16 protein-coding genes are annotated in these 20,540 nt (G+C 72.7%); 15 read left to right on the forward strand and 1 reads right to left on the reverse strand.

What is annotated here, in order from left to right; translation table 11 throughout:
• Positions 1 to 71 precede the first annotated feature (71 nt).
• Positions 72 to 1,334: an FAD-dependent oxidoreductase gene (locus ACFTZC_RS40750; RefSeq protein WP_382899028.1), complete on the reverse strand. Its 1,263-nt coding sequence runs from the start codon at positions 1,332 to 1,334 to the stop codon at positions 72 to 74.
• Between the two features lie 229 nt (positions 1,335 to 1,563).
• Between ACFTZC_RS40750 and ACFTZC_RS40755 the strand changes: the two genes are divergently transcribed.
• The 15 genes from ACFTZC_RS40755 to ACFTZC_RS40825 all read left to right on the forward strand — a co-directional run bounded on the left by ACFTZC_RS40755 (position 1,564) and on the right by ACFTZC_RS40825 (position 20,444).
• On the forward strand, positions 1,564 to 3,498 hold the full coding sequence (locus tag ACFTZC_RS40755) for an HAD-IIIC family phosphatase (RefSeq protein WP_382899030.1): 1,935 nt from the start codon (positions 1,564 to 1,566) through the stop codon (positions 3,496 to 3,498).
• Between the two features lie 128 nt (positions 3,499 to 3,626).
• Complete coding sequence (locus ACFTZC_RS40760; protein WP_382899032.1) at positions 3,627 to 5,441, forward strand: fatty acyl-AMP ligase; 1,815 nt, start codon at positions 3,627 to 3,629, stop codon at positions 5,439 to 5,441.
• 1 nt (position 5,442) lies between these two features.
• Positions 5,443 to 7,269 (forward strand): acyl-CoA dehydrogenase family protein, encoded by a 1,827-nt coding sequence (locus ACFTZC_RS40765; protein ID WP_382899033.1) that lies wholly within the window; start codon positions 5,443 to 5,445, stop codon positions 7,267 to 7,269.
• Positions 7,263 to 9,053: an acyl-CoA dehydrogenase gene (locus ACFTZC_RS40770; RefSeq protein WP_382899035.1), complete on the forward strand. Its 1,791-nt coding sequence runs from the start codon at positions 7,263 to 7,265 to the stop codon at positions 9,051 to 9,053. Before ACFTZC_RS40765 ends, ACFTZC_RS40770 begins: the two co-directional genes overlap by 7 nt.
• A 160-nt stretch (positions 9,054 to 9,213) precedes the next feature.
• Positions 9,214 to 9,501 (forward strand): acyl carrier protein, encoded by a 288-nt coding sequence (locus ACFTZC_RS40775; protein WP_382899037.1) that lies wholly within the window; start codon positions 9,214 to 9,216, stop codon positions 9,499 to 9,501.
• Positions 9,501 to 12,584 carry a type I polyketide synthase gene (locus ACFTZC_RS40780; RefSeq protein WP_382899063.1) on the forward strand — a complete coding sequence of 1,028 codons (3,084 nt, stop codon included), beginning with the start codon at positions 9,501 to 9,503 and terminating at the stop codon, positions 12,582 to 12,584. Before ACFTZC_RS40775 ends, ACFTZC_RS40780 begins: the two co-directional genes overlap by 1 nt.
• On the forward strand, positions 12,581 to 13,603 hold the full coding sequence (locus ACFTZC_RS40785; RefSeq protein WP_382899039.1) for a 3-oxoacyl-ACP synthase III family protein: 1,023 nt from the start codon (positions 12,581 to 12,583) through the stop codon (positions 13,601 to 13,603). Before ACFTZC_RS40780 ends, ACFTZC_RS40785 begins: the two co-directional genes overlap by 4 nt.
• Positions 13,600 to 13,875, forward strand: coding sequence for an acyl carrier protein (locus ACFTZC_RS40790; RefSeq protein ID WP_382899041.1), 276 nt, complete (start codon positions 13,600 to 13,602; stop codon positions 13,873 to 13,875). The genes ACFTZC_RS40785 and ACFTZC_RS40790 overlap by 4 nt, the downstream gene beginning before the upstream one ends.
• Positions 13,872 to 14,726 (forward strand): 2-oxo acid dehydrogenase subunit E2, encoded by an 855-nt coding sequence (locus tag ACFTZC_RS40795; protein ID WP_382899043.1) that lies wholly within the window; start codon positions 13,872 to 13,874, stop codon positions 14,724 to 14,726. The genes ACFTZC_RS40790 and ACFTZC_RS40795 overlap by 4 nt, the downstream gene beginning before the upstream one ends.
• Entirely contained in the window at positions 14,635 to 15,492 is an 858-nt protein-coding gene (locus ACFTZC_RS40800) for a 4'-phosphopantetheinyl transferase family protein (protein WP_382899044.1), read from the forward strand. The genes ACFTZC_RS40795 and ACFTZC_RS40800 overlap by 92 nt, the downstream gene beginning before the upstream one ends.
• A gap of 73 nt (positions 15,493 to 15,565) precedes the next feature.
• Positions 15,566 to 16,027 (forward strand): Tn3 family transposase, encoded by a 462-nt coding sequence (locus tag ACFTZC_RS40805; protein ID WP_382899046.1) that lies wholly within the window; start codon positions 15,566 to 15,568, stop codon positions 16,025 to 16,027.
• A 180-nt stretch (positions 16,028 to 16,207) separates the two neighbouring features.
• The gene (locus tag ACFTZC_RS40810) at positions 16,208 to 16,948 is read left to right on the forward strand and encodes a GntR family transcriptional regulator (protein ID WP_382899047.1); all 741 of its coding nucleotides are present in this window, start codon (positions 16,208 to 16,210) and stop codon (positions 16,946 to 16,948) included.
• Positions 16,949 to 17,117: 169 nt separating this feature from the next.
• A complete protein-coding gene (locus ACFTZC_RS40815) occupies positions 17,118 to 18,095 on the forward strand; it encodes a dTDP-glucose 4,6-dehydratase (RefSeq protein WP_382899065.1) in 978 nt (325 codons plus the stop codon).
• Positions 18,088 to 19,314 (forward strand): ATP-grasp domain-containing protein, encoded by a 1,227-nt coding sequence (locus tag ACFTZC_RS40820; protein WP_382899049.1) that lies wholly within the window; start codon positions 18,088 to 18,090, stop codon positions 19,312 to 19,314. Before ACFTZC_RS40815 ends, ACFTZC_RS40820 begins: the two co-directional genes overlap by 8 nt.
• Positions 19,311 to 20,444, forward strand: a complete 1,134-nt coding sequence (locus ACFTZC_RS40825; protein ID WP_382899051.1) for a DegT/DnrJ/EryC1/StrS family aminotransferase — start codon at positions 19,311 to 19,313, stop codon at positions 20,442 to 20,444. Before ACFTZC_RS40820 ends, ACFTZC_RS40825 begins: the two co-directional genes overlap by 4 nt.
• The last annotated feature ends 96 nt before the right edge of the window (positions 20,445 to 20,540 follow it).

The following is a 20,540-nucleotide window of genomic DNA, read 5'->3' on the forward strand; positions in this document are numbered from 1 at the left end:
GCACGGGAACGTGCGGGCCGGGGCCTCGCTGTGCCGTCCGCGGAACCGCACCGGGTCCGCGGACACGCGCGTCACACCCGGGTGGGTCCGGAGGACTGCGCCGCCACGACATGCGGCCCCGGCTTCTGCAGTTGGAAGTACGCGCCGGCCAGCACCCGTTCCTTCAGCTTCTGGCTCCGGTCGACCACCCGGTACAGCGAGCGGCGGCCGGCACCGCCGACGCCGTGCAGCGCGAACAGCCGCTCCTGCCGCAGCTGCAGACCGCGCGACGTGGCCACCGACTCCTCCCGCACCCGCTGGAACTCGACGCCCGCCCGTGCCAGCGCCGCCTCGTCCCCACCTGCGTCAAGGGCGTCACGCACCAGCGGGGCCAGCGTCACCGCGTCGATGATCGCGTGATTGACGCCCTGTCCGAGGATCGGGGTCAGCGTGTGTGCCGCGTCGCCGATCAGGACCAGGCCCGGCATGGACCAGCGCGGCACCGTCGTGGTGAAGATGTCCAGCATCGAGGTGTCGGACCAGGAGCGGATCTCACCGCGCACCGCGTCGGCCAGCTCCGGAGCGAGCCGGTCCAGCCGCTCGTACAGCGAGGGCAGACCTTGGGCGCGCAGCTCCCGCAGCCCGCCCTTGGGGATGTTGAAACCGACGCGCACACTGTCCGGGTGGGTCGGGATGAACAGCCCGTGCTGGTCGCCGCGGATCCGGATGCGATACGTACGGTCGTCCCACTCGGACGGGAACGGCAGCTTCAGCCACACCACGTCACGGTCGAGCGGCAGCTTCGTGTACGGCAGGCCCGACATCTCACGGACCTTGCTGAACCGGCCGTCCGCCGCCACGGTGAGCGCCGCGTGTACGGTCAGTTCCCCCTCCTGGGTGCGGGCCACCACCCCCGTGACCGGACCGCTCTCGCCGCCCGCGCGCAGCAGACGGGTGGCGGTCGCCCGGCGCACCAGGGTGAAGTGCTCCGGGTGTTCCTCCTGTCCGAGGCCCGTCAGGGCCGAGAGCAGCGCCGGCTGGGGCATCTCCACGGGGTAGGGGTGCGGGTACGGGAAGCGGCGGAAGTCGGCGCGCAGCACCGTGCTGCCGGAGTCGACGATCTCCATGCCGTGCATCTGCCGGTAGGCGCCGTCCAGGCGGCCGAGGACACCCAGCCCGTCGAGCAGCCACACCGAGTCCGGAGAGACCGACTCGCCCCGGAACGACCGGTCGAAGTGACCGCTCTGCTCCAGGACCACCACCGAGACCGAACGCTTGGCGAGCTCGACGGCCAGCGTGAGTCCCGCCGGGCCTCCTCCGACCACACACACGTCCGCGGTCAGCTCAGTTGTCATCGTCAGGCTGCCTTTCAGAAGGACAGTAAGGAGTCGTCATCGACCGATGGTCCGCAGCCGGCCTAAAGCAGCTCTTGCGGGCGGCCCCCGCCGCGGTCGGCGCGCGGCCCCCGTCGCGATCGGCGCCCGGGCCACGCGGGCAGGCGCGCCCCCGGGCGCAAGCCCGTCTTTAGGGTCCGGGCGCAAGCTCCCAAGCGCCCGCCCGCCCCCGCAGAGAGGCGCACCGACCGTGAGCACAGCTGTGACGACGTCCGATCCCGAGCGCACCGGCCCCGTCGGCCCCCTCGACCGACTGCGCGCGCTCCACGGTGAGCGGCGGCTCGCCGCCGAGTACCCGGCGGTGCCCGCGCTGCTCGCCGAACTCGCGCAGCTGGACGACGGGTTGGCCCGGCTGTCCCGCGCGGGCCGGCTGCTCGCCAAGGTCGCCCCCGAGGAGATCGCGGAGCGTCACCCCGGCGTCGTACCCGCCACCGTCGCCGTCACGGGACACGGCACCCTCGACGGGCTGACCGCGCCGCTCCACGCGGAACTCGCCCGCCACGGCATCCCGCTGCGCGTACGCGTCGGCGACCACGACGGGTGGCTGCGCGACCTCCAGGACACCGGCAGCGACCTGTACGCCCCCGGCACCGAACTCGCCCTCTGCCTCCTCGACGCCCAGATCGTCTTCGACGAACTGCCGCTGCCCTGGGGGACGGAGGACGTCGCCCGGACCGTCGCGGAGAAACTCGACCTCCTCGACGGGCTCGCCGCCCGCTACGACGAGCACGGCACCGGGACGCTCGTACTCAACACCCTGCCGCTGCTGTCCCAGCACACCCAGCAGCTGGTCGACCACCGGTCGCGCACCGAACTCTCCATCATCTGGCGGGAGTTCAACGTGGGTCTGCTGCGGCTCGCCGCCGCGCACCCGCGGCTGCACGTCGTCGACCTGGAGCCGCTGATCGCCGAGGGCGGACCGGTCCGCGACCCGCGGCTCGCCGCCTACGCCAAGGTGCACCTGGGGGAGGAGGTGCTCGCCCGGTACGCGCGCCAGGCGGGCCATCTGCTGCGGACGCTGCGCGGCGGGGCCAAGAAAGTGCTCGTCCTCGACCTCGACCACACCCTCTGGGACGGCATTCTCGGCGACGACGGACCCGACGGCATCGCCGCCGCCACCACCTACCGCGGTGAGGCCTTCGGCCGGTTCCAGCGGGTGGCCAAGCAGATCGGCGGCCAGGGCGTCCTGCTCGCGGTGTGCAGCAAGAACGACCGGGAGCCGGTGCTGGACGTGCTCCGCGACCACCCCGACATGATCCTGCGCGAGGCAGACTTCGTCCGGATCAGCGCCAACTGGGAGCCCAAGGACGGCAACATCCGCGACATCGCGGACCGGCTCAATCTCGGCACCGACAGCTTCGTCTTCGCCGACGACTCGCCCTTCGAACGCGGCCTCGTCGCCGCCTCGCTCCCCGGGGTCGCCGTGATCGGGCTCGACGAGGAACCGGCGCTGCACATCGACCGGCTGCTCGCCGACGGCTGGTTCGACGTACGGGAACTGACCACCGAGGACCGGGCCCGCGCCGTCCAGTACCGCCAGGAGGCGGAGCGGCAGGACCTCCGGGGGAGCACCGGCTCGATGGAGGAGTACCTGCGCGCCCTCGACGTGTCCGTCGAGATCACCCCGGTACGTGACCACGAGGTGGCCCGGGTCGCCCAGATCACCCTGCGCACCAACCAGTTCAACCTCACCACCCGCCGGCTCCAGGTGCCCGACGTCCGCGAACGGCTCGACTCGCCGGACCACCTGGTGCTGGCCGTACGTTCCCGCGACCGCTTCGGCGACAACGGGGTCGTCGGCGCCCTCTTCGCGCACCGGGAGGACGAGGCCCTGCGCATCGACAACATGCTGCTCAGCTGCCGGGTCTTCGCCCGCGGTATCGAGCAGGCCACCATCGCCGCGCTGCTGGAGCACGCCGTGGAGTCGGGCGCGGCCGAGGTACGCGCGAGCTACCGGCCCACCGCCAAGAACCACAAGATGCGCGGCTTCTACCCGTCGCTCGGCTTCGAGCGGGGTGACGAATCGGCGGACGGCACGGTCGAGTTCAGGCACCCGCTCACCCGGCTGCCCGAGGCGCCCGGACATGTGACCCTCGACGCGGCCATCGGCGGCGGCACCGGATGACCTGAGCCCCGCACCGGGCGCCGGGAAACGCACAAGCGTTTCCTTAGCGCCCCGGACAACGATGGTGATGTCAGAGCAACCCGTGCCGGCGCCACGCCAGCGGAACTCGGAGAGGTCGGAGAAAGACGTTGACGAACTTCCGAACCTTCACGGAACTGGTTCTGGAACGCACCGAAGCCCGCGACGACGCGGATGCCTTCGTCTTCCTGCCCGACGACGCCCGCGGCTCGGTGCCGCAGCACCTCACCTCCGCCGGGCTCGGCCACGAGGCGCGCCGGATCGCGTCCTGGCTCCAGGAGCGGAAGGCCGCGAACCGCCAGGTCCTGCTGCTCTATCCGGCGGGCCTGGACTTCATCAAGGCGTTCACCGCCTGCCTGTACGCCGGTGCCGTGGCCGTGCCGGGACCGCTGCCCACCGAACAGGGCCAGCACTTCGCCCGGATCTCCGGCATCCTGCGCGACGCCGAGGCGTGCGCCGTGCTCACCGACTCGGCCAACGCCCCCGCGATCTCCGCCTGGCTGGCCGCGGAGGGCTTCACCGACGTGGCGTGCCTGGCCACCGACGATCCCGCCGAGGGCGACGCCGCCGCCTGGCGCACGCCCTCCCTCACCCCGGAGAGCCTGGCGTTCCTCCAGTACACCTCCGGCTCGACCAGCGAGCCCAAGGGCGTCGTGGTCTCGCACCGTAACCTGCTCGCCAACGAGGCGGCGATCCAGCGGTCGATCGGCACCGGCCCGGACAGCGTGTGCGGCGGCTGGCTGCCCTTCTACCACGACATGGGCCTGATCGGGCACATCCTGCACCCGCTCTACCTCGGCGCCCAGGGCGTCCTGATGGCCCCCTTCACCTTCCTCAAGCGCCCCTACCGCTGGCTGAAGATGATCGGCGACTACGGAATGACGACGGGCGGCGGCCCCAACTTCGCGTACGACCTGTGCGTGCGCAGGGTCACCGACGCACAGCTGGAGACGCTCGACCTGTCCTCCTGGACCACCGCCTGCAACGGCGCGGAACCGGTCAGGGCCGAGACGGTCCGGGCCTTCACCGAGCGCTTCGCGCCCGCGGGATTCCGCCCCGAGGCCATGTTCCCCTGTTACGGCATGGCCGAGACGACCCTGCTGGTCACCGGCATCCCGCGGACCGCCGCCGCCCGCGTGATCGATGTCGACGCGGAGGCCCTGGAGCGCGGGGGACTGGCCGGCCCGCGCGCGGACGCCGCCACGCGCTCCCTCGTCAGCAGCGGGATCGCGCGGGACTTCGAGGTCCGCGTCGTCGACCCGGAGAGCCGGGTCGAGAAGTCCGGGGGACAGATCGGCGAGATCTGGCTCAAGGGCGACAGTGTCGCCTCCGGCTACTGGAAGCGGCCGGAGACCAACAAGGAGATATTCGACGCGGCGATCTCCGGCGGCACGGACGGGGTGGACGGGCCGGGTGGGCAGGACGGCGGCTGGCTGCGCACCGGCGACCTCGGCGCACTCCACGACGGAGAGCTGTATGTCACCGGCCGGCTGAAGGAACTGGTCATCCTCGCGGGCCGCAACCTCTACCCGCAGGACGTCGAACGCGCCGTCCAGTCCACGGACAAGTCCCTCGGCGCCGGCGCGGGCGCCGTCTTCGCCGTCGAGACCGACCGGGAGCACCTGGTGGCCGTCCAGGAGGTCCGCCCCGGCAGTGTCTCCACCGACCTGCACACCGTCGCCTCCGGCGTCCAGAGCCTCATCGGCAGGGAGTTCAGCGTCCCGGTCGGCAACATCCTGCTCGTACGCCCCGGAACCATCCGCAAGACCACCAGCGGCAAGATCCAGCGCACCCTGATGCGCAAGCTGTTCCTGGAGGGCGGGATCACCCCGCTGTACGAGATCCTGGAGCCGGCCGTCCGCGAACTGATCGCCACCGGCGAGGACAGCGCCTCCGCCGCTGAGTCCCTGGAACCGGTGGTCTGACGTGGAACACCCGCCCTACCGGCTCGCGGAGGAGTTCGACCACTTCCTCGGCGACCCCGACGACCCCGGCGAGGTCTTCTCCTACGCGCGGTGCGCGGAACTCGACGACAGGGAAGAGTTTCCCGACGACATCTGCCACCGCTTCCAGGAGTGGGGCCTGCCCGCCGAGTACGTACCGGTCGCGTACGGCGGCAGGCTGCGCGACTACGAGCAGGTGCTCCAACTCGTCCGCACCGTCGCCCGCCGCGATCTGACCTGCGCCATCGGCCACGGCAAGACCTACCTCGGCGGGGTCTGCGTATGGGTGGCGGGCTCACCGGAGCAGGGCGCCCGGCTCGGCGCCGACATCATGGCCGGGGTCCCGGTCGCCCTCGGGCTCACCGAACGCGCCCACGGCAGCGACCTGCTGGCCAACGACGTGCGCACCGACGGGAGCGCGGCGGACACCCCGGACCACTGGGTGGTCAGCGGCGAGAAGTGGCTGATCAACAACGCCACCCGGGGGTCGGTGCTGTCGCTGCTGACCCGCACCCGCCCGGACGGGGGCCCGCGCGGCTTCAGCGTCCTCCTCGTGGACAAGCGCGAACTCGACGGGACCACCTACCGCCACCTCCCGAAGATCCCCACCCACGGCATCCGCGGCGCCGACATCTCCGGCATCGCCTTCGACGGCGCCCGGGTGCCGCGTGGCGCCCTCGTCGGTACGGAGGGCGCCGGGCTGGAGATCGTGCTGAAGGCGCTCCAGCTCACCCGCACCATGTGCGCGGCCCTGTCGCTCGGCGCCGCCGACCACGGGCTGCGGCTCGGCCTGGACTTCGCCGAGGAGCGCGAGCTGTACGGCCGGCGGCTGATCGACCTCCCGCAGGCCGGACACGTGCTGGCCGGTGCCGCCGCCGACGTACTGCTGCACGAGGCGGTCGCGCTGGTCGCCGCCCGCGCCGTACAGACCCAGACCGCGGAACTCGCCGTCACCTCGGCCGTCGTCAAGTACCTGCTGCCCACCGGCACCGACCAGGTCCTCGCCGATCTGACCGGGCTGCTCGGCGCCCGCGCCTTCCTCAAGGACGTCCACGCCGACGGCCGCTTCCAGAAGGTCGAGCGCGACCACCGCATCGTCGGACTCTTCGACGGCAACACCCTCGTCAACCTCAACTCCCTGGTCAACCAGTTCCGTCCACTGGTCCGCGGCTTCCGGCGCGCCACCGGCGACACGGCGGGCGGCGACGCCGCCTGCGACCTCGCCGCACCGCTGCCGCCCCTGGACCCCGCGAAGCTGTCGCTGGTCGCCCGGCACGGCAGCGGCCTCATGGCGGGGCTCGCCGCCTCCGTCGACGAGATCGCCCGGCGGTCGGGAGCGGACCCCGCGCTCGCCCCGGTGGCCGGGGCCGCGCGGCGGCTGCTCGCCGTCACCACGGCGGTGCACGCGGAGATGGCGGAGTACCAGGGCGTGCTCACCGAGGTCCCGGCCGCCGCCTTCGAGGTCGCGCGCCGCTACGCCCTGTGCTGGGCGGGAGCGGCCTGTGCCGGCCTGTGGACGCGGAGCGCCGACCACGTCCGTGACGACCCCGACACGGGGGCACTGTGGCGCGACGGCCTGTGGCTGCACGCCGCCCTCGACCGGCTGCTGGTCCGCCTCGGCGAACCGGCGACGGCCGGCCCGGAGACGAACGAAGAGCTGCTCGGCGCCCTGCGGGCGGCCCGCTCCTCGGGCCGGCTGTTCTCGCTGCTGCCGCAGCGGGGCCCCGAGCGGCGGCCCGCGATGCCCGCCGCGGCCGTCGGCGCGACGGAGAACGCGACGGAGAACGCGACGGAGAGGACGCCATGCTGATCGGCCCAGAGCCCCAGGACGCGCAGCCGCAGACCGGGGCCGTACGGGACGGCCACGGGGCACCGGGGCAGGAGGCACGGGCCGCGGCCCGCGTGGCCGAGGTGGACCGGCGGCTGGGCGACCCCACCGACGAGGGCAACGAACTGTCCTTCGCCCGGCTGGTCGAGGCGGACGAGGCCGGTGAACTCTCCGGGACCGGCGAGCGGGCCCTCGACGAACTGAGGCTCGGCGCCGACTTCGTGCCGCACGCCGAGGGCGGCGGGCTGGAGCGGCTCGACACCCTGGTCCGTGTCATGCGGCAGGTGTTCCGCCGCGATGTCTCCCTCGGCCTCGGTTACGGTGTGACCTCCTTCATGGCCGCCGTGAACGTGTGGGCCGCCGGGGACGCCGCACAGCGCGCACGCCTCGCCCGGATCCTCACCGGCGGCGGCAGGATCTCGGTCGCGTACCACGAACTCGCGCACGGCAACGACTTCGTGCGCAACGAGTTCGAGGCCCGCCCCGCGGCGGGCGGCGGTTATCTGCTGAACGGCGCCAAACAGGTCATCAACAACGCCGGCCGCGCCGACGCCTGGGTCCTGTTCAGCCGCACCAGCCCCGCACCCGGCAGCCGCAGCCACTCCGTCCTCCTCGTCGAGCGCGACGGGCTCGACCCGGACACCTGGCGGGTACTGCCCCGCTACGACAGCGTCGGCGTGCGCGGCTGCCATCTGTCCGGACTCCGATTCGACGACACACCCGTGCCCGCCTCGGCCCTCGTCGGCGAGACCGGGAAGGGCGTCGAGACCGCCCTGCGCGCCTTCCAGATCACCAGGGCCGCGCTCCCCGGCATGGCGGTCGGCACCACCGACACGGCCCTGCGGACTGTGGTGCGCTTCGCGCTGGGCCGGCGCCTCTACCGCACGTCCGTCATGGAGATCCCGCATGCCAAGGCCACCCTGTCCGGAGCCTTCACCGATCTCTTGACCTGCGACAGCCTCTCCCTGGCCGCGACCCGGGCGGTGCATCTGCTCCCCGAGCAGGCCGGCGTCCTCGCCGCCGCCACCAAGTACCTCGTCCCGAAGCTGCTCACCGACGCGATGCGCGAGCTGTCCGTCGTGCTCGGGGCCCGCTTCTACGTCCGTGACGGGGAGTACGGAATCTTCCAGAAGCACCTCCGTGACCTGCCGGTGCTCAGCCTCGGCCACGCCGGCTCCGCGGCCTGCCAGGCCACGATCATCCCCCAGCTGTCCCGGCTCGCCCGGCGCTCCTGGTTCAGCGATCAGCCGGCCCCCGCCGCACTCTTCCGGCCGCGCGCGGACCTGCCGGACATCCCGTACGACCGGCTCACCCTGGCGAGCGGACGGGACGGGCTCAGCGCCACACTCGTCGCGGCGGCGGACACCCCGCCCGGCGCGGCACCCGAGGAGCGGGCCGTCCACGAACTCACGCTCCAACTCGTGGACGAGCTGCGGCAGGTCCAGGAGGCGGGCCGGGCGCTCGCCCCCGAGGACCGTACGGCGCTCGCCCGCCCCGCCGCCTTCGCCCTCGCTGACCGGTACGCCGTCCTGCTCGCGGCGGCCTCGGCGATCGGCGTCCGGCAGCAGGCGGCCCGCGACGGCGGCGACGCGTTTCTCGCCGACCCCGCCTGGCTCGCCGCCGCACTGCACCGGCTCGCCCGGCGGCTCGGCCGCCGGCCCGCCGAACTCCCGGCGTCCGTGGCCGCCCGGATGCACGAGGAAGTGCTGCGCAGGTTCCACGCGCGCAGCGGCTACGACCTGTACGACACCCCGCTCACCGGCTGACGGACCCCCGCACGGCCGCCGCGGATCCCCCCGCCCGCGGCGGCGGTCGGCAGACAGCACGGCAACACAGCAGCACACCATCACGACCGTACGACAGCACGACATCACGACCGCACGAGACAGCAGGCGAGAACCGCTCATCCCCGCCGAGGAGTCCACCATGCCCGTTCCGACCACCGGACACACCACCGAGTCTCTGACCACGTGGCTGGCCGAGCGCATCGCCCTCTACCTCAAGCGGCGGCCCGACGAGATCGACCCGGACGTGCCCCTCGCGGAGTACGGCCTCGACTCCGTCGCCGCCCTCAGCCTGTGCGGAGACATCGAGGACGACTTCGACCTCATGGTGGAGCCGACCGTCGCCTGGGACTACCCGACCGTCCACGCCCTCGCCGGCCACCTCATGGCGGAGATCGCCGCGGAGACCGGGAAGAGCGGCGGCGCTTGATGGAGCCCGTGGCCATCGTCGGCATCGACTGCAGATTTCCGGGCGCGCCCGACACCGGCGCCTACTGGGACCTGCTGATGCGCGGCGCGGACGGGGTGGGGCAGGTGCCCCGGCAGCGGTGGGACGCCAAGGAGTTCCACTCCGAAGCCGGGGAGGCAGGACACACCAACACCACCGAGGGCGGCTTCATCGCCGACCCGGACGCCTTCGACAACGAGTTCTTCACCGTCTCGCCGCGCGAGGCGGCCGCCATGGACCCCCAGCAGCGGCTGCTGCTGCAGTCCGCGTGGCGGGCCGTCGAGGACGCGGGGATCGCCCCGCGCCACCTCGCCGCCACCCGGACCGGGGTCTTCGTCGGTGTCATGGGCAACGAGTGGGCGCAACTGCACCTCACCGACTACCCGAACGTCACCGCCCAGGCCGGCACCGGCAACGGCTACTGCATGACCGCCAACCGGATCTCGTACCACCTCGACCTGAAGGGCCCCAGCCTCGCCGTCGACACCGCCTGCTCCTCCTCGCTGGTCGCCGCGCACCTCGCGGTGAACGCCCTGCTCTCCGAGGAGTGCGACCACGCGCTCGTCGGCGGCGTCAACGTGGCCCTCACCCCCGCCCTGTCGATCTTCTACACCCAGGCCGGGCTCTCCGCCCCCGACGGGCGCTGCAAGCCCTTCAGCGCCGAGGCGGACGGCATCGGCCGGGGCGAGGGCGTCGGCGTGATCGTGCTGCGCAGGCTGCGGGACGCGATCGCCGACGGCCAGCGCGTCTACGCCGTCATCCGGGGCATCGCCGTCAACCAGGACGGCCGCAGCAACGGGCTGACCGCGCCCAGCCGCTGGGCCCAGCAGGAGGTGCTCGGCGCCGCCTACCGCAGGGCCGGGGTCGACCCCTCCGACGTGGTCTTCACCGAGGCCCACGGCACCGGCACCGCGCTCGGCGACATGATGGAGGTCAAGGCACTCGGCCACCACCACGCCGACCGGACCGGCAAGCCCATGGCACTCGGCTCGGTCAAGGGCAACCTCGGCCACACCGAGGGCGCCGCCGGCATCGCCGGACTGATCAAGGTCGCCCTGTCCCTGCACCACCGGGTGGTCCCCGCCAGCCGCTTCGCGGCCAAGGAGAGCAAGCGGCTCGCCCTGCGCGACCACGGCCTGCGGCTGCTCAAGGCACCGCTGCGGCTGCCCGCCGGCCCCACCGTCGCCGGCCTCAGCAGCTTCGGCATGGGCGGCACCAACGCCCACGCCGTCCTGGAGTCCGCGCCCGGCCGCGCCGCCCCTCCCGCGCCGGTGAGCGGCGCCGCGCCGGGCGGTATCGGCGCCGCGGTCTTCACCCTCACCGCGCCGGACGCCGACGCGCTGCGCCGCAACCTGCTCGTCCAGGCGGACGCGGTCGCGGCCCGCCGCGTCCCGCTGGGCCCGCTCGCCAGGGCCGGCAACCGGGTCAAGACCGGCCACCGCCACCGCTTCGCGACCACCGCCACCGACACCGGTGAACTCGTCGCCGCGCTGCGCGAGTCGGCCGCCGACCCGGAGCTGCTGGCCCGCCTCGCCGGCCGGCCCGCCGCCCGGCCCCGCATCGCGTTCCTGTTCACCGGACAGGGCTCGCAGTACCCCCGTATGACCGCCGCCCTGTACGAACGGTCCCCGCTGTACCGGCACTTCCTCGACGAGGCCGACGCCGCCCTGCTCCCGTACACGGGGCGGTCCGTGCGCGACCTGCTCCTCGCCGGCGACGAGGCGGTCCACCACACCCGGTGGACGCAGCCCGCGCTGTTCGCCGTCGGCCACGCCCTCGGCCGGACCCTCACGGAACTCGGGGTGCGCCCCGGCCTGCTCCTCGGCCACAGCGTCGGCGAGTTCGCCGCCGCCGTCCTGGCCGGGGCGCTCCCGCTGGACGGCGCCGCCCGGCTGGTCGCCGCCCGCGGCGCCCTGATGCAGGAACTCCCCCCGGGCGGCGGCATGCTGTCCGTCCGGGCGTCCCGGGAAGACCTCCGGGCGCGGATCGAGGGGGAACCCCTGGTCGGCGTGGGCGCGGTCAACGGCCCCACCTCCACGGTGCTCTCCGGTGACCTGGCGGCCCTGGAACGGATCGGCGCCGAACTCGCGGCCGAGGGGTTCACCACCCGTCCGCTCCAGGTCTCGCACGCCTTCCACTCACCGCTGATGCGGCCCGTACGGGACCGCTTCGCGACGATCGCCGCCGAGGTCGGCGGGGGAGTGCCGGAGATCCCGCTGTACTCGACCGTACGCGGCCGGCTGCTCGACGGGGAGGCGATGGACGCGGCGTACTGGACCGAACACATCGGCGCCACCGTGCTGTTCGGGGACGCCGCCGCCGCGCTGCTCGCCGAGGGCCCGACCCACCTCGTGGAGACCGGCCCCCGGCCGGTGCTCTCCGGGCTGGTACGCCACCTCGGCCGGCCCGCCGAGGGCGCGGGCCCGGCCCATGTCCTGCCGGTGCACGGCCCCGAGTCCGCCGGCCGGGACCTCGCCGAGGCCCTCGCCGAGCTGTACCGGGGCGGCGTCGACCCCGACTGGGACGCCGCGTACCCACCCGAGGAACGGGTCGCGCACCCGCTGGCCCCGTACGCTTTCTCCACGGAGCACCGCTACTGGGCGAGGAATTCGGTACGGGCCCCGGGCCCGGTCGCCGCACCGACGGCCCCGGCGTCCGCACCGCACCCGGAGCCGGGGACCGCCCCCGTGTCCGTCCTCACCCCGGACCCGCCCGGCGGCCCGGCGGACCCGGTCGCGGACGCCGTCCTCGGCGCCGTCCGGCTGGTCGGCGGCTACACCGGAGTCGGCCCGCACGACCGGCTCTACGAGGACCTTGGCTTCGACTCCGTCATGATCATGGAACTCAAGAACCGGCTGGAGGCCCGCCTCGCCGGCATCGGCACCCTGACGGTCCAGGACCTGCTGCCCCGGCTCTCCTCCGTCGGCGACCTCGTCGCCTTCCTCCGTGAACTCGGCGCGACGGTGCCCGGTTCCGGGAGCGCGGGCGTGGGTGCGGGCGTGGGCGTGGGCGCGGGCGGTACCGGGGAGAACCGGGCGCCTATGGAAGAAGAGAGGACCGCATGACCGCTCCGACGAGCTATCTCGCCTCCATCGGCACCGCTCTGCCCGGTGACCCGGTGGACAACGCCACCCTGTCCAAGGTGCTCGGCATCAACGAGGAGTGGATCGACGTCTTCATCGGCACCAGGACGCGGCACTTCGCCCGCGACCTCGGCACCGGCGAGGTGCGCTGGTCGCTCGCCGACCTCTGCGCGCAGGCCGCCGAGCGGGCCCTCGCCGCCCCCGGCGCCGACCCGTCCGAGATCGAGTTCATCGTCCTCGGCACGGCCACCCCCGACACCCTGATGCCCGCCACCGTCAACCATGTCGCCGACCAGCTCGGCCTGGACCAGGTCCCCACCTTCCAGCTCCAGTCCGGCTGCGCCGGCGCCGTACAGGCCCTCGGCGTCGCCCGGTCGATGATCGCCTCCGGCCAGTACCGCACCGGCCTCGTCATCGGCGGCGACGTGTGCAGCAAACACCTCGACCTCCAGCGTGACGTCTCCGGCGCCGCCCCCGGCGACCTCGTCAACTACGTCCTGTTCGGCGACGGCGCCGGCGCGGCCGTCCTCACCGACGAGCCGCGCGGACAGCGCGTCGCGCTGCGCCACGTCCTCAACCGCTTCACCGGTCTCGGCCGCAAGCCCGGACAGGTCATCGAGTGGTTCGGGCTCGCCGACCGGTACGACGACCGGCAGGCCCTCACCGAGGACTACAAGGCCATCGAGGAGTCCGTGCCCGTCATGGCGGCCGAGATCCTCTGGGAGATGCTCGGCGACCTCGACTGGGAGGCCGACCAGCTCGACTACCTGCTCCCGCCCCAGCTGTCCGGCCGGATGACGCGCCGTATCACCGAGGAACTCGACGTGCCGACCGCGAAGGACGTCTCGTGCGTCGCGGACACCGGCAACAACGGAAACGCCCTGCCCTTCCTGCAGATCGAGAAGTTGCTGGAACGGATGTCGGGCGGCGAGAGGGCCCTCGCGGTCGCCGTCGAGTCCAGCAAATGGATCAAGGCCGGCTTCGCCCTGGAGAAGATATGAGCACCGACACCACCGACACCACCGCGCCCGTCCCCGCCCCGGGCGGCTTCACCCTCGACGACTACGTCCGGCTCGTCGACGACGAGACCGGCATGCCGCTCGCACCCGGACAGGTCGCCGCCGACCTCGACGAACTCCCCGACTGGGACTCGCTCCACCTTCTCAAGCTCGTCACCGCCCTGGAAACCGCCGTCGGCCGCAGGATCCCCGTCGGCAAGGTCCTGGAGGCCCGCAGCCTCCAGGAGATCTACGAGCTGGCGGTGTCCGGGTGAGCACCACCACCGCCGTACGGCGCCGCCGCCACACCCTGTACTTCCTGGAGTGGGCGGCGGCCCAGCGGCCCGTGCACCTGGACACCGACATCGACATGACCGGCGTCCAGGCACACCGCGCCGCCGCCCGCGCGGCCGGCCGGCGCTACTCGGTCGTCAGCTATCTGCTGTACGCGGCCGGGCGCGTCCTCGACCGCCACCCGGAGGCCAACGCCGTCATGGCGCCCGGCTGGCCCGGAGCGCTGCGCCGCCCGAGCATCGTCCGCTTCGACGGCGTCACCGCCAAACTCGCCCTGGACCGGCCCGTCGAGGGCGAGCGCACCGTGCTCTCGGCGCTCGTTCCCGGCCTGGAGACCGCGAACCTGCGTGAGATCCAGGAACGCGTCGACCGCTACCGGGGCGAACAGGCCGCCGAACTGCCCGAGTTCAAGGGCGTACGGACGCTGGGCCGGCTCCCGGTGCCGCTCGGCAGAGCCGCCTTCGCCGCCGCGCTGCGCGATCCGGTCCGGCGCGCCGGTGTGTTCGGCACCGTCTCCGTCAGCTCCCTCGGCCACCGCGCCGTCGACGGCTTCCACTCGGCCGGCGGCACCGCCGTGACCCTCTGCGCGGGCCGCGTCGTGGACCGTCCGGTGGTCCGCGACGGTGCCGTGGTCCCCGCGCCCATGATGCGACTGGGCCTCACCTTCGACCACCGGGTGATCGACGGCGCGACCGCGGCCGACGTGCTGTCCGACCTCCACCACACCATGGAGACCTTCGATGACGGCACCTGGGCGCCGGACCCCGGACCCCGGGAGGCCGATCACGATCTCCGGCCCCTCGGCGGCGGACTGGAGCAGGGTACGCGCTGACCTGGCACGGCACGGGACCGCCGTGCTCTGCGCCCACGAGGACGACTGGCGGCCGGAAGGGACGGGCCCGCGGCTGCGGACGCTCCTGGGCCACGACTGGCAGCGCTTCCAGGAGCTGACGCACCCGCGGGTCCGTACCCGGTTCGCCGCCTCCCGCCTCCTGCTGAAGTCCGCCGCCGCGGCCGTGCTCGGCGTACCGCCCGAGTCCGTCGAACTCGGCTACGGTCTCACCGGCCGCCCCTTCCTGCGCGGCTACGACGGGGTGCACATCAGCCTCAGCCACACCGACGACCTGCTGCTGGTCGGCCTGGCCACCGACGGCGCCATCGGCGTCGACGCCGAGCGCGCCGACCGTGTCCTGTACGGTTCCGGCCTCGTCCGGCACATGTGCACCCCGTACGAAGCGGAGCGCATCGAGGCCCTGCCCCTCGCGGAACGCAACCCCGCCCTGCTCCGCCTGTGGACGCTGAAGGAGGCCTACAGCAAGGCGATCGGTCTCGGCCTGCTGCTCCGCTTCACCGACTTCGGCTTCAGCCCGGACCGGGCCCCCACGGACCTGCTGCGCCCCGACGGCACCCCCGGCACGGTCGGCGCGTGGGCCTTCCGCACCGAGTCCTACGCCGGCCGCTACACCCTCGGTGTCGCCGTCGGCGACGACGGCTTCGGCCGCACGACGGACCCGGCGGCGGCCACGGCACTGGACCCCGGCATCGTCGACGCCCTGCTGGCGGCGCTGGGCGAGGCGGATCCGACGCGGCCTGAATGACCCGTCCGGTGTCCCGCGCGGGAAATTTGATCAGGATATGCGGCGAGGCGTTCGAGGATCTCGTCGGCGTTCCGTGTCCAGGCGAAGGGGCGGGTTTCTCGTTCGGCGTGGGGAGTCCGGCCGCCGCGCACGGTTCGCCGCCGCGCAGATCGAGGGCGTGCTGCGGCACTGCACCGACATGGAGGTCGACCGGCAGTACACCGACACCCACGGCGCATCCATCCGCGAGGTAGTCGCAGATGAACGCCGTGCGCACGACCCGCCCCAGATGCGCAAGGAGATCCACGAGGGTCTGCAGGTCGTGGAGAGCTGGAACAGTGCCAACTCCGACCTGTTCTACAGCAAGGACGGCGACCTGACCGGCGACGACAAGGAGGGGCAGGAGGTCTCCATGCTCGCCCTGCACCTCCTGCAGAGCAGTCTCGTCCACGTCAACACGTTGCTGATGCAGCAGGTCCTGGCCGAGCCGAAGTGGGTCGACCTGCTGACCGAGGCCACCGGCGGGCGCTGTCCCCGCTGTGGTGGACGCATGTGAACCCGTACGGGCGCTTCGAACTGGACGTGAACCGCCGCCTGGACTCGCGACGGTCGGCTCCGGCACGCGGGACGGTGGGGAGCCGGCTCCTGCGGGCTGAGCGCGCAGTGCCCTGCGGAGGACTGTGTGGCCGCAGTGGTCTACGTTTGCTTCCCTAGGGAACTGGTTCTTGGAGGCGCTGTGACTACCCCGCCGTACCGCCTGATCGCCGATGACCTGCGTCGCCGCATCCTGAACGGGGACCTCGCGCCGGGGGCGACCGTCCCGAGCGAGAACGTCCTGGTCGAGCAGTACGCGGTCGCGGCGGAGACGGCGCGGCGCGCGTTGGCGGTACTGGCAGCGGAAGGGCTGACGGAAGCGCGACGCGGTTCCGGCACCCGGGTGCGGGCCTTCCGGCCGATCTTCAGGCAGGCGGGCAAGCGGCTGGCGGCGACGCAGTGGGGCAGCGGGCGCTCCATCTGGGAGGCGGACCTGGAGCAGCGGCCCATGGCCGTGGACCGTGCGACGGTGACCGAACGGCCCTGCCCCGGCCGCATCGCCGGGGCGCTGGGCCTGGAGGCGGAGGCGGCGGTGTGGGTGCGGGACCGGCGCTATCTGGTGGAGGGGGCTCCGGTGATGCTGGCGACCTCCTACCTGCCGGCGGCGATGGTGGCCGGGTCGGCGATCACCCGTGCGGACAGCGGCCCCGGCGGCACCTATGCCCGGCTTGCGGAGCTGGGGTGGGCGCCGACGGGCTTCCGTGAGCAGGTCCGGGTGCGGATGCCGCTGCCGGAGGAGGCGCAGGCGCTGGAGCTGGGTGCGGGGACGCCGGTGGTGCTGATCGTGCGGTTCGCCTTCGCCCGGGACGGCGTCCCGGTGGAGGTCAACGAGATGACGCTGGACGCCTCCCGTTACCTGATGGAGTGGGAGTTCCAGGCGTGACGCAAGGGGTTGGTCCAAGCCTCCGCAGGGCGTTGACTTCCTTAGGGAACTAGCGGGAAAGTTCCTTAAGGAACTTGCGCGCCGGTTGGGCGCGCCGCCCTCCTGGAGGCCGCCCGTGACCATACTCGGCAACCCCGCCCCCCTCGTCCCCCGCCCGGAGCCCGCCGCGATGTCGCGGGTGCTGGTGACCGGCGGGGCCGGCTTCATCGGCTCCCACTTCGTGCGCCGCCTGCTGGCCGCCGACGCCGTCGACCAGGTCACCGTCCTGGACGCACTGACCTACGCCGGGAGCCTGGAGAACCTGGGCGAGGCGATGCTCTCGCCGAAGCTGACGTTCGTCCCCGGCAACATCCTGGACGCCCGGCTGGTGGGCGTCCTGGCCCGGGAGCACACCGCCATCGTGCACTTCGCGGCCGAGTCGCACGTGGACCGGTCCTTCTACGAGGCGGGCAACTTCCTGTCCACCAACGTGCTGGGCACCCACACGCTGCTGGCCGCCGCCCGCGACGCCGGGGTGCTCCGCTTCGTCCACGTCTCCACCGACGAGGTCTACGGTCCGCTGGAGAGCGGGCAGGCCGCCGAGGACTTCCCGCTCCGCCCGAGCGTCCCCTACGCGGCGTCCAAGGCCGCCAGCGACCTGGTCGCCCTCTCGTTCTTCCAGACGTTCGACGTTCCTGTGTGCGTGACCCGATCCTCCAACAACTACGGGCCGCGCCAGCACCCGGAGAAGATCATCCCCCTGTTCATCACCCGCCTGCTCAAGGGACACGACGTCACCCTCCACGGCCAGGGCCAGCACATGCGCAACTGGCTCCATGTGGAGGACAACTGCCAGGGCATCGACCTGGTCCTGCGCTCCGGTGTCCCGGGCCAGGTCTACAACATCGGCGGCGGAACCGACCTGGCCGGCGCAGAGCTGACCGCCCGGCTGCTGGCGATGTTCGACGTCGGCTGGGACCGGGTGCGCTACCTCCCCGACCGGGCCTCCAACGACATCCGCTACGCGATGGACTGGTCCAAGATCGCGGCCCTCGGCTACCGGCCCGCGCACGACCTGGACCAGGGCCTGGCGCAGACCGCCGACTGGTACCGGCGCAACCCCGACCGCTGGGCACCCCTCCTGCGCAAGGAGACGCAGCATGCCTGAAAACTGGCCACTGAACGCGCTGCTCGTGCTCGGCGCATCGGAGGAGCACATCCCTCTCTACCAGGAGGCGGGACGCCGAGGAATCCCGACCATCGCTGTCGATATGCGGTCGGACGCCCCGGCGTTCCCCTTCGCCGACGCGGCCATGGAGGTCTCCACCCGGGACGCGGGTGCCATCGCCGAAGCGCTGGGCGACACGCGGCCCGCAGGGATCGTGGCGGGTGCGACCGACGCCGCGCTGCCCACCTGGCGTGTCCTGGGCCTGCGCTACGGCCTGCCCTACGTGTACCCGGAGGCGGCCCTGGCGGGACTCGACAAGGCCGCCTTTCACAGGATCGTCGCGTCCTGCGGTATCGCCGGGTACGGGTGGGCCGCGTCAGACGACGCGTGCGAGGTCGCCGCGAAGGCGGCAGAGTTGCGTTTTCCGCTCACGGTCAAGCCGGTGGACGGATCGGGCAGCAAGGGTGTCACCCGCGTCACCCACCCTGACTCCCTGCCTGCCGCCATCGCCCGTGCGCGCGCCTACTCCGCCTCCCGGACCGTGATCGTCGAGGAATTCCTCGACGGGCGACAGCTGACCATCGACCTCTTCCTCCGCAACGGCCAGTCGGTCATGACCTGTATCAAGGATCAACACCTTGTGGCCGGGAGAAGCGTCGTCAGGCGGATCAGCACGGCGCTGCTCTCCCCGGCCGAACACCGCCACCTTGAGGGAGTCGCCGAGCGTCTGTGCAGTGCGCTGGGCATCGTCAACGGGCCCGCGAACTTCGACCTCGTCCTTGGCGAGGACGGCCAGGGCCGCATCGTCGAAGCCAACCCGCGCCTGAGCGGGGACAGCATCCCGCGCCTGCACGAGGCCGCCTACGGTGTCAGCGTCGTGGGCGCGCTCATCGCACTCGCGCTCGGTGAGCCGTTCGGCACTTATCTGAGGCCGACGCGCAACGCGCACGCCGGGGTGGAACTGCTCGGCTCCCCTCTTGACGTGGAAGGCGAACTGGCCACGTGGGAGGGGGGCGCCGAAGCCCGCAACGTCCCCGGTGTCACCGGCATCGAGCTGTACGTCCAGCCCGGAGACCCTGTACACCCGCATGACCGGTCCGGCCACAAGATCGGCATGATCACTGCCGCCGGACCGTCGCCCGCAGATGTGTCCGTGGCCCTGGACAAGGCCAGCTCACTGCTCCGACCGATCATCCGACCGATCCGGGAGGTATCGTGACCACCTCGTCGCGGCCCGACGCCTCACGCAACGCCAGCCCGTACCTGTACGGGGGCGAGGCCCAGGCGGTCGCCCAGGTGTTGGACACGGGCCAGTACGGGCACACCGAGGTGACCGAGGAGTTCGAACGGCAGGTCGCCGCGTTCCTCGGCGTGCCGGACGCCGTGGCGGTCTCCTCCGGCACCGCCGCCCTGCACACCGCTCTGTCCTCGCTCGGCGTCGGCCCCGGCGACCAGGTCGTCGTTCCCTCGCTCACGTTCTGCGCGACTGTGCAGGCGATCCTGGCCACCGGGGCGGAGCCGGTGTTCGTCGAGGTCGACCCGGCCACCCTGTGCACCACAGCCGACCTGGTCCGCGAGGCGGTCACCGACGCAACCAAGGCGGTGCTGCCGGTGCTGTTCGGCGGCCGGGCGGTCGACCTCGCGCCGTTGGGCGGGTTCCTGGCCGAGCGCGGTATCGCGGTGGTCGAGGACGCCGCGCACGCCTTCGGCTCCTTCGACGGCGTCCGCCGGGTCGGCGCGACGGGCACGCTGACGTGCTTCTCGTTCGGGCCGATCAAGAACCTGACCTGTGGTCAGGGCGGTGCGGTCATCCCCCGCACCGGCGAGGAGGCCGAGCAGCTGCGGCGGTTCCGGCTGCTGGGCGTGGTCCAGTCCCAGGCCGAGCGTGCCATCGTGACCAGCTACCGGGTCGAAGGCGTCGGCCGGCGCTACCAGCTGTCTGCCATCAACGCCGCAATCGGCCTCGCGCAGTTGCCCCACTTCGCCACGACCCAGGATGCGCGGAGGCGCCTGTGGGCGGCCTACCGCGACGCGCTGGCCGGCCTGGACGGCGTGAGTCTGGTCGACGTGGACGTGGAGCGCTCGCTGCCGCACCTGTGCCAGGTCCGCGTGCCCGGCCGGGACGAGGTCTTCCACGCGATGCGGGACCAGGGCGTCGCGGTCGGGGTGCACTACCCGCCCAACCACCAGCAGCCCGCGTTCGCCCGCTGGCACCAGCCGCTGCCGGTCACAGAACAGCTCGGGCGGGAGATCCTCAGCCTGCCCTTCCACCAGCACCTGGACGAGCACGACGTCGACCAGGTCGCCACCGCACTGCGCCGGGCGCTCAGCGCCGGAGGCCGGACATGACGCGACTGCTGACGGTATGCCTGGGCAACTACTGCCGATCCCCGTTCGCCGCCTAGGCGCTGGCCCGGCGCGGCGCGGCGGCGAGGCGGTCCAGGT

Source organism: Streptomyces sp. NPDC056987, assembly GCF_042673865.1.
Lineage (GTDB): Bacteria > Actinomycetota > Actinomycetes > Streptomycetales > Streptomycetaceae > Streptomyces.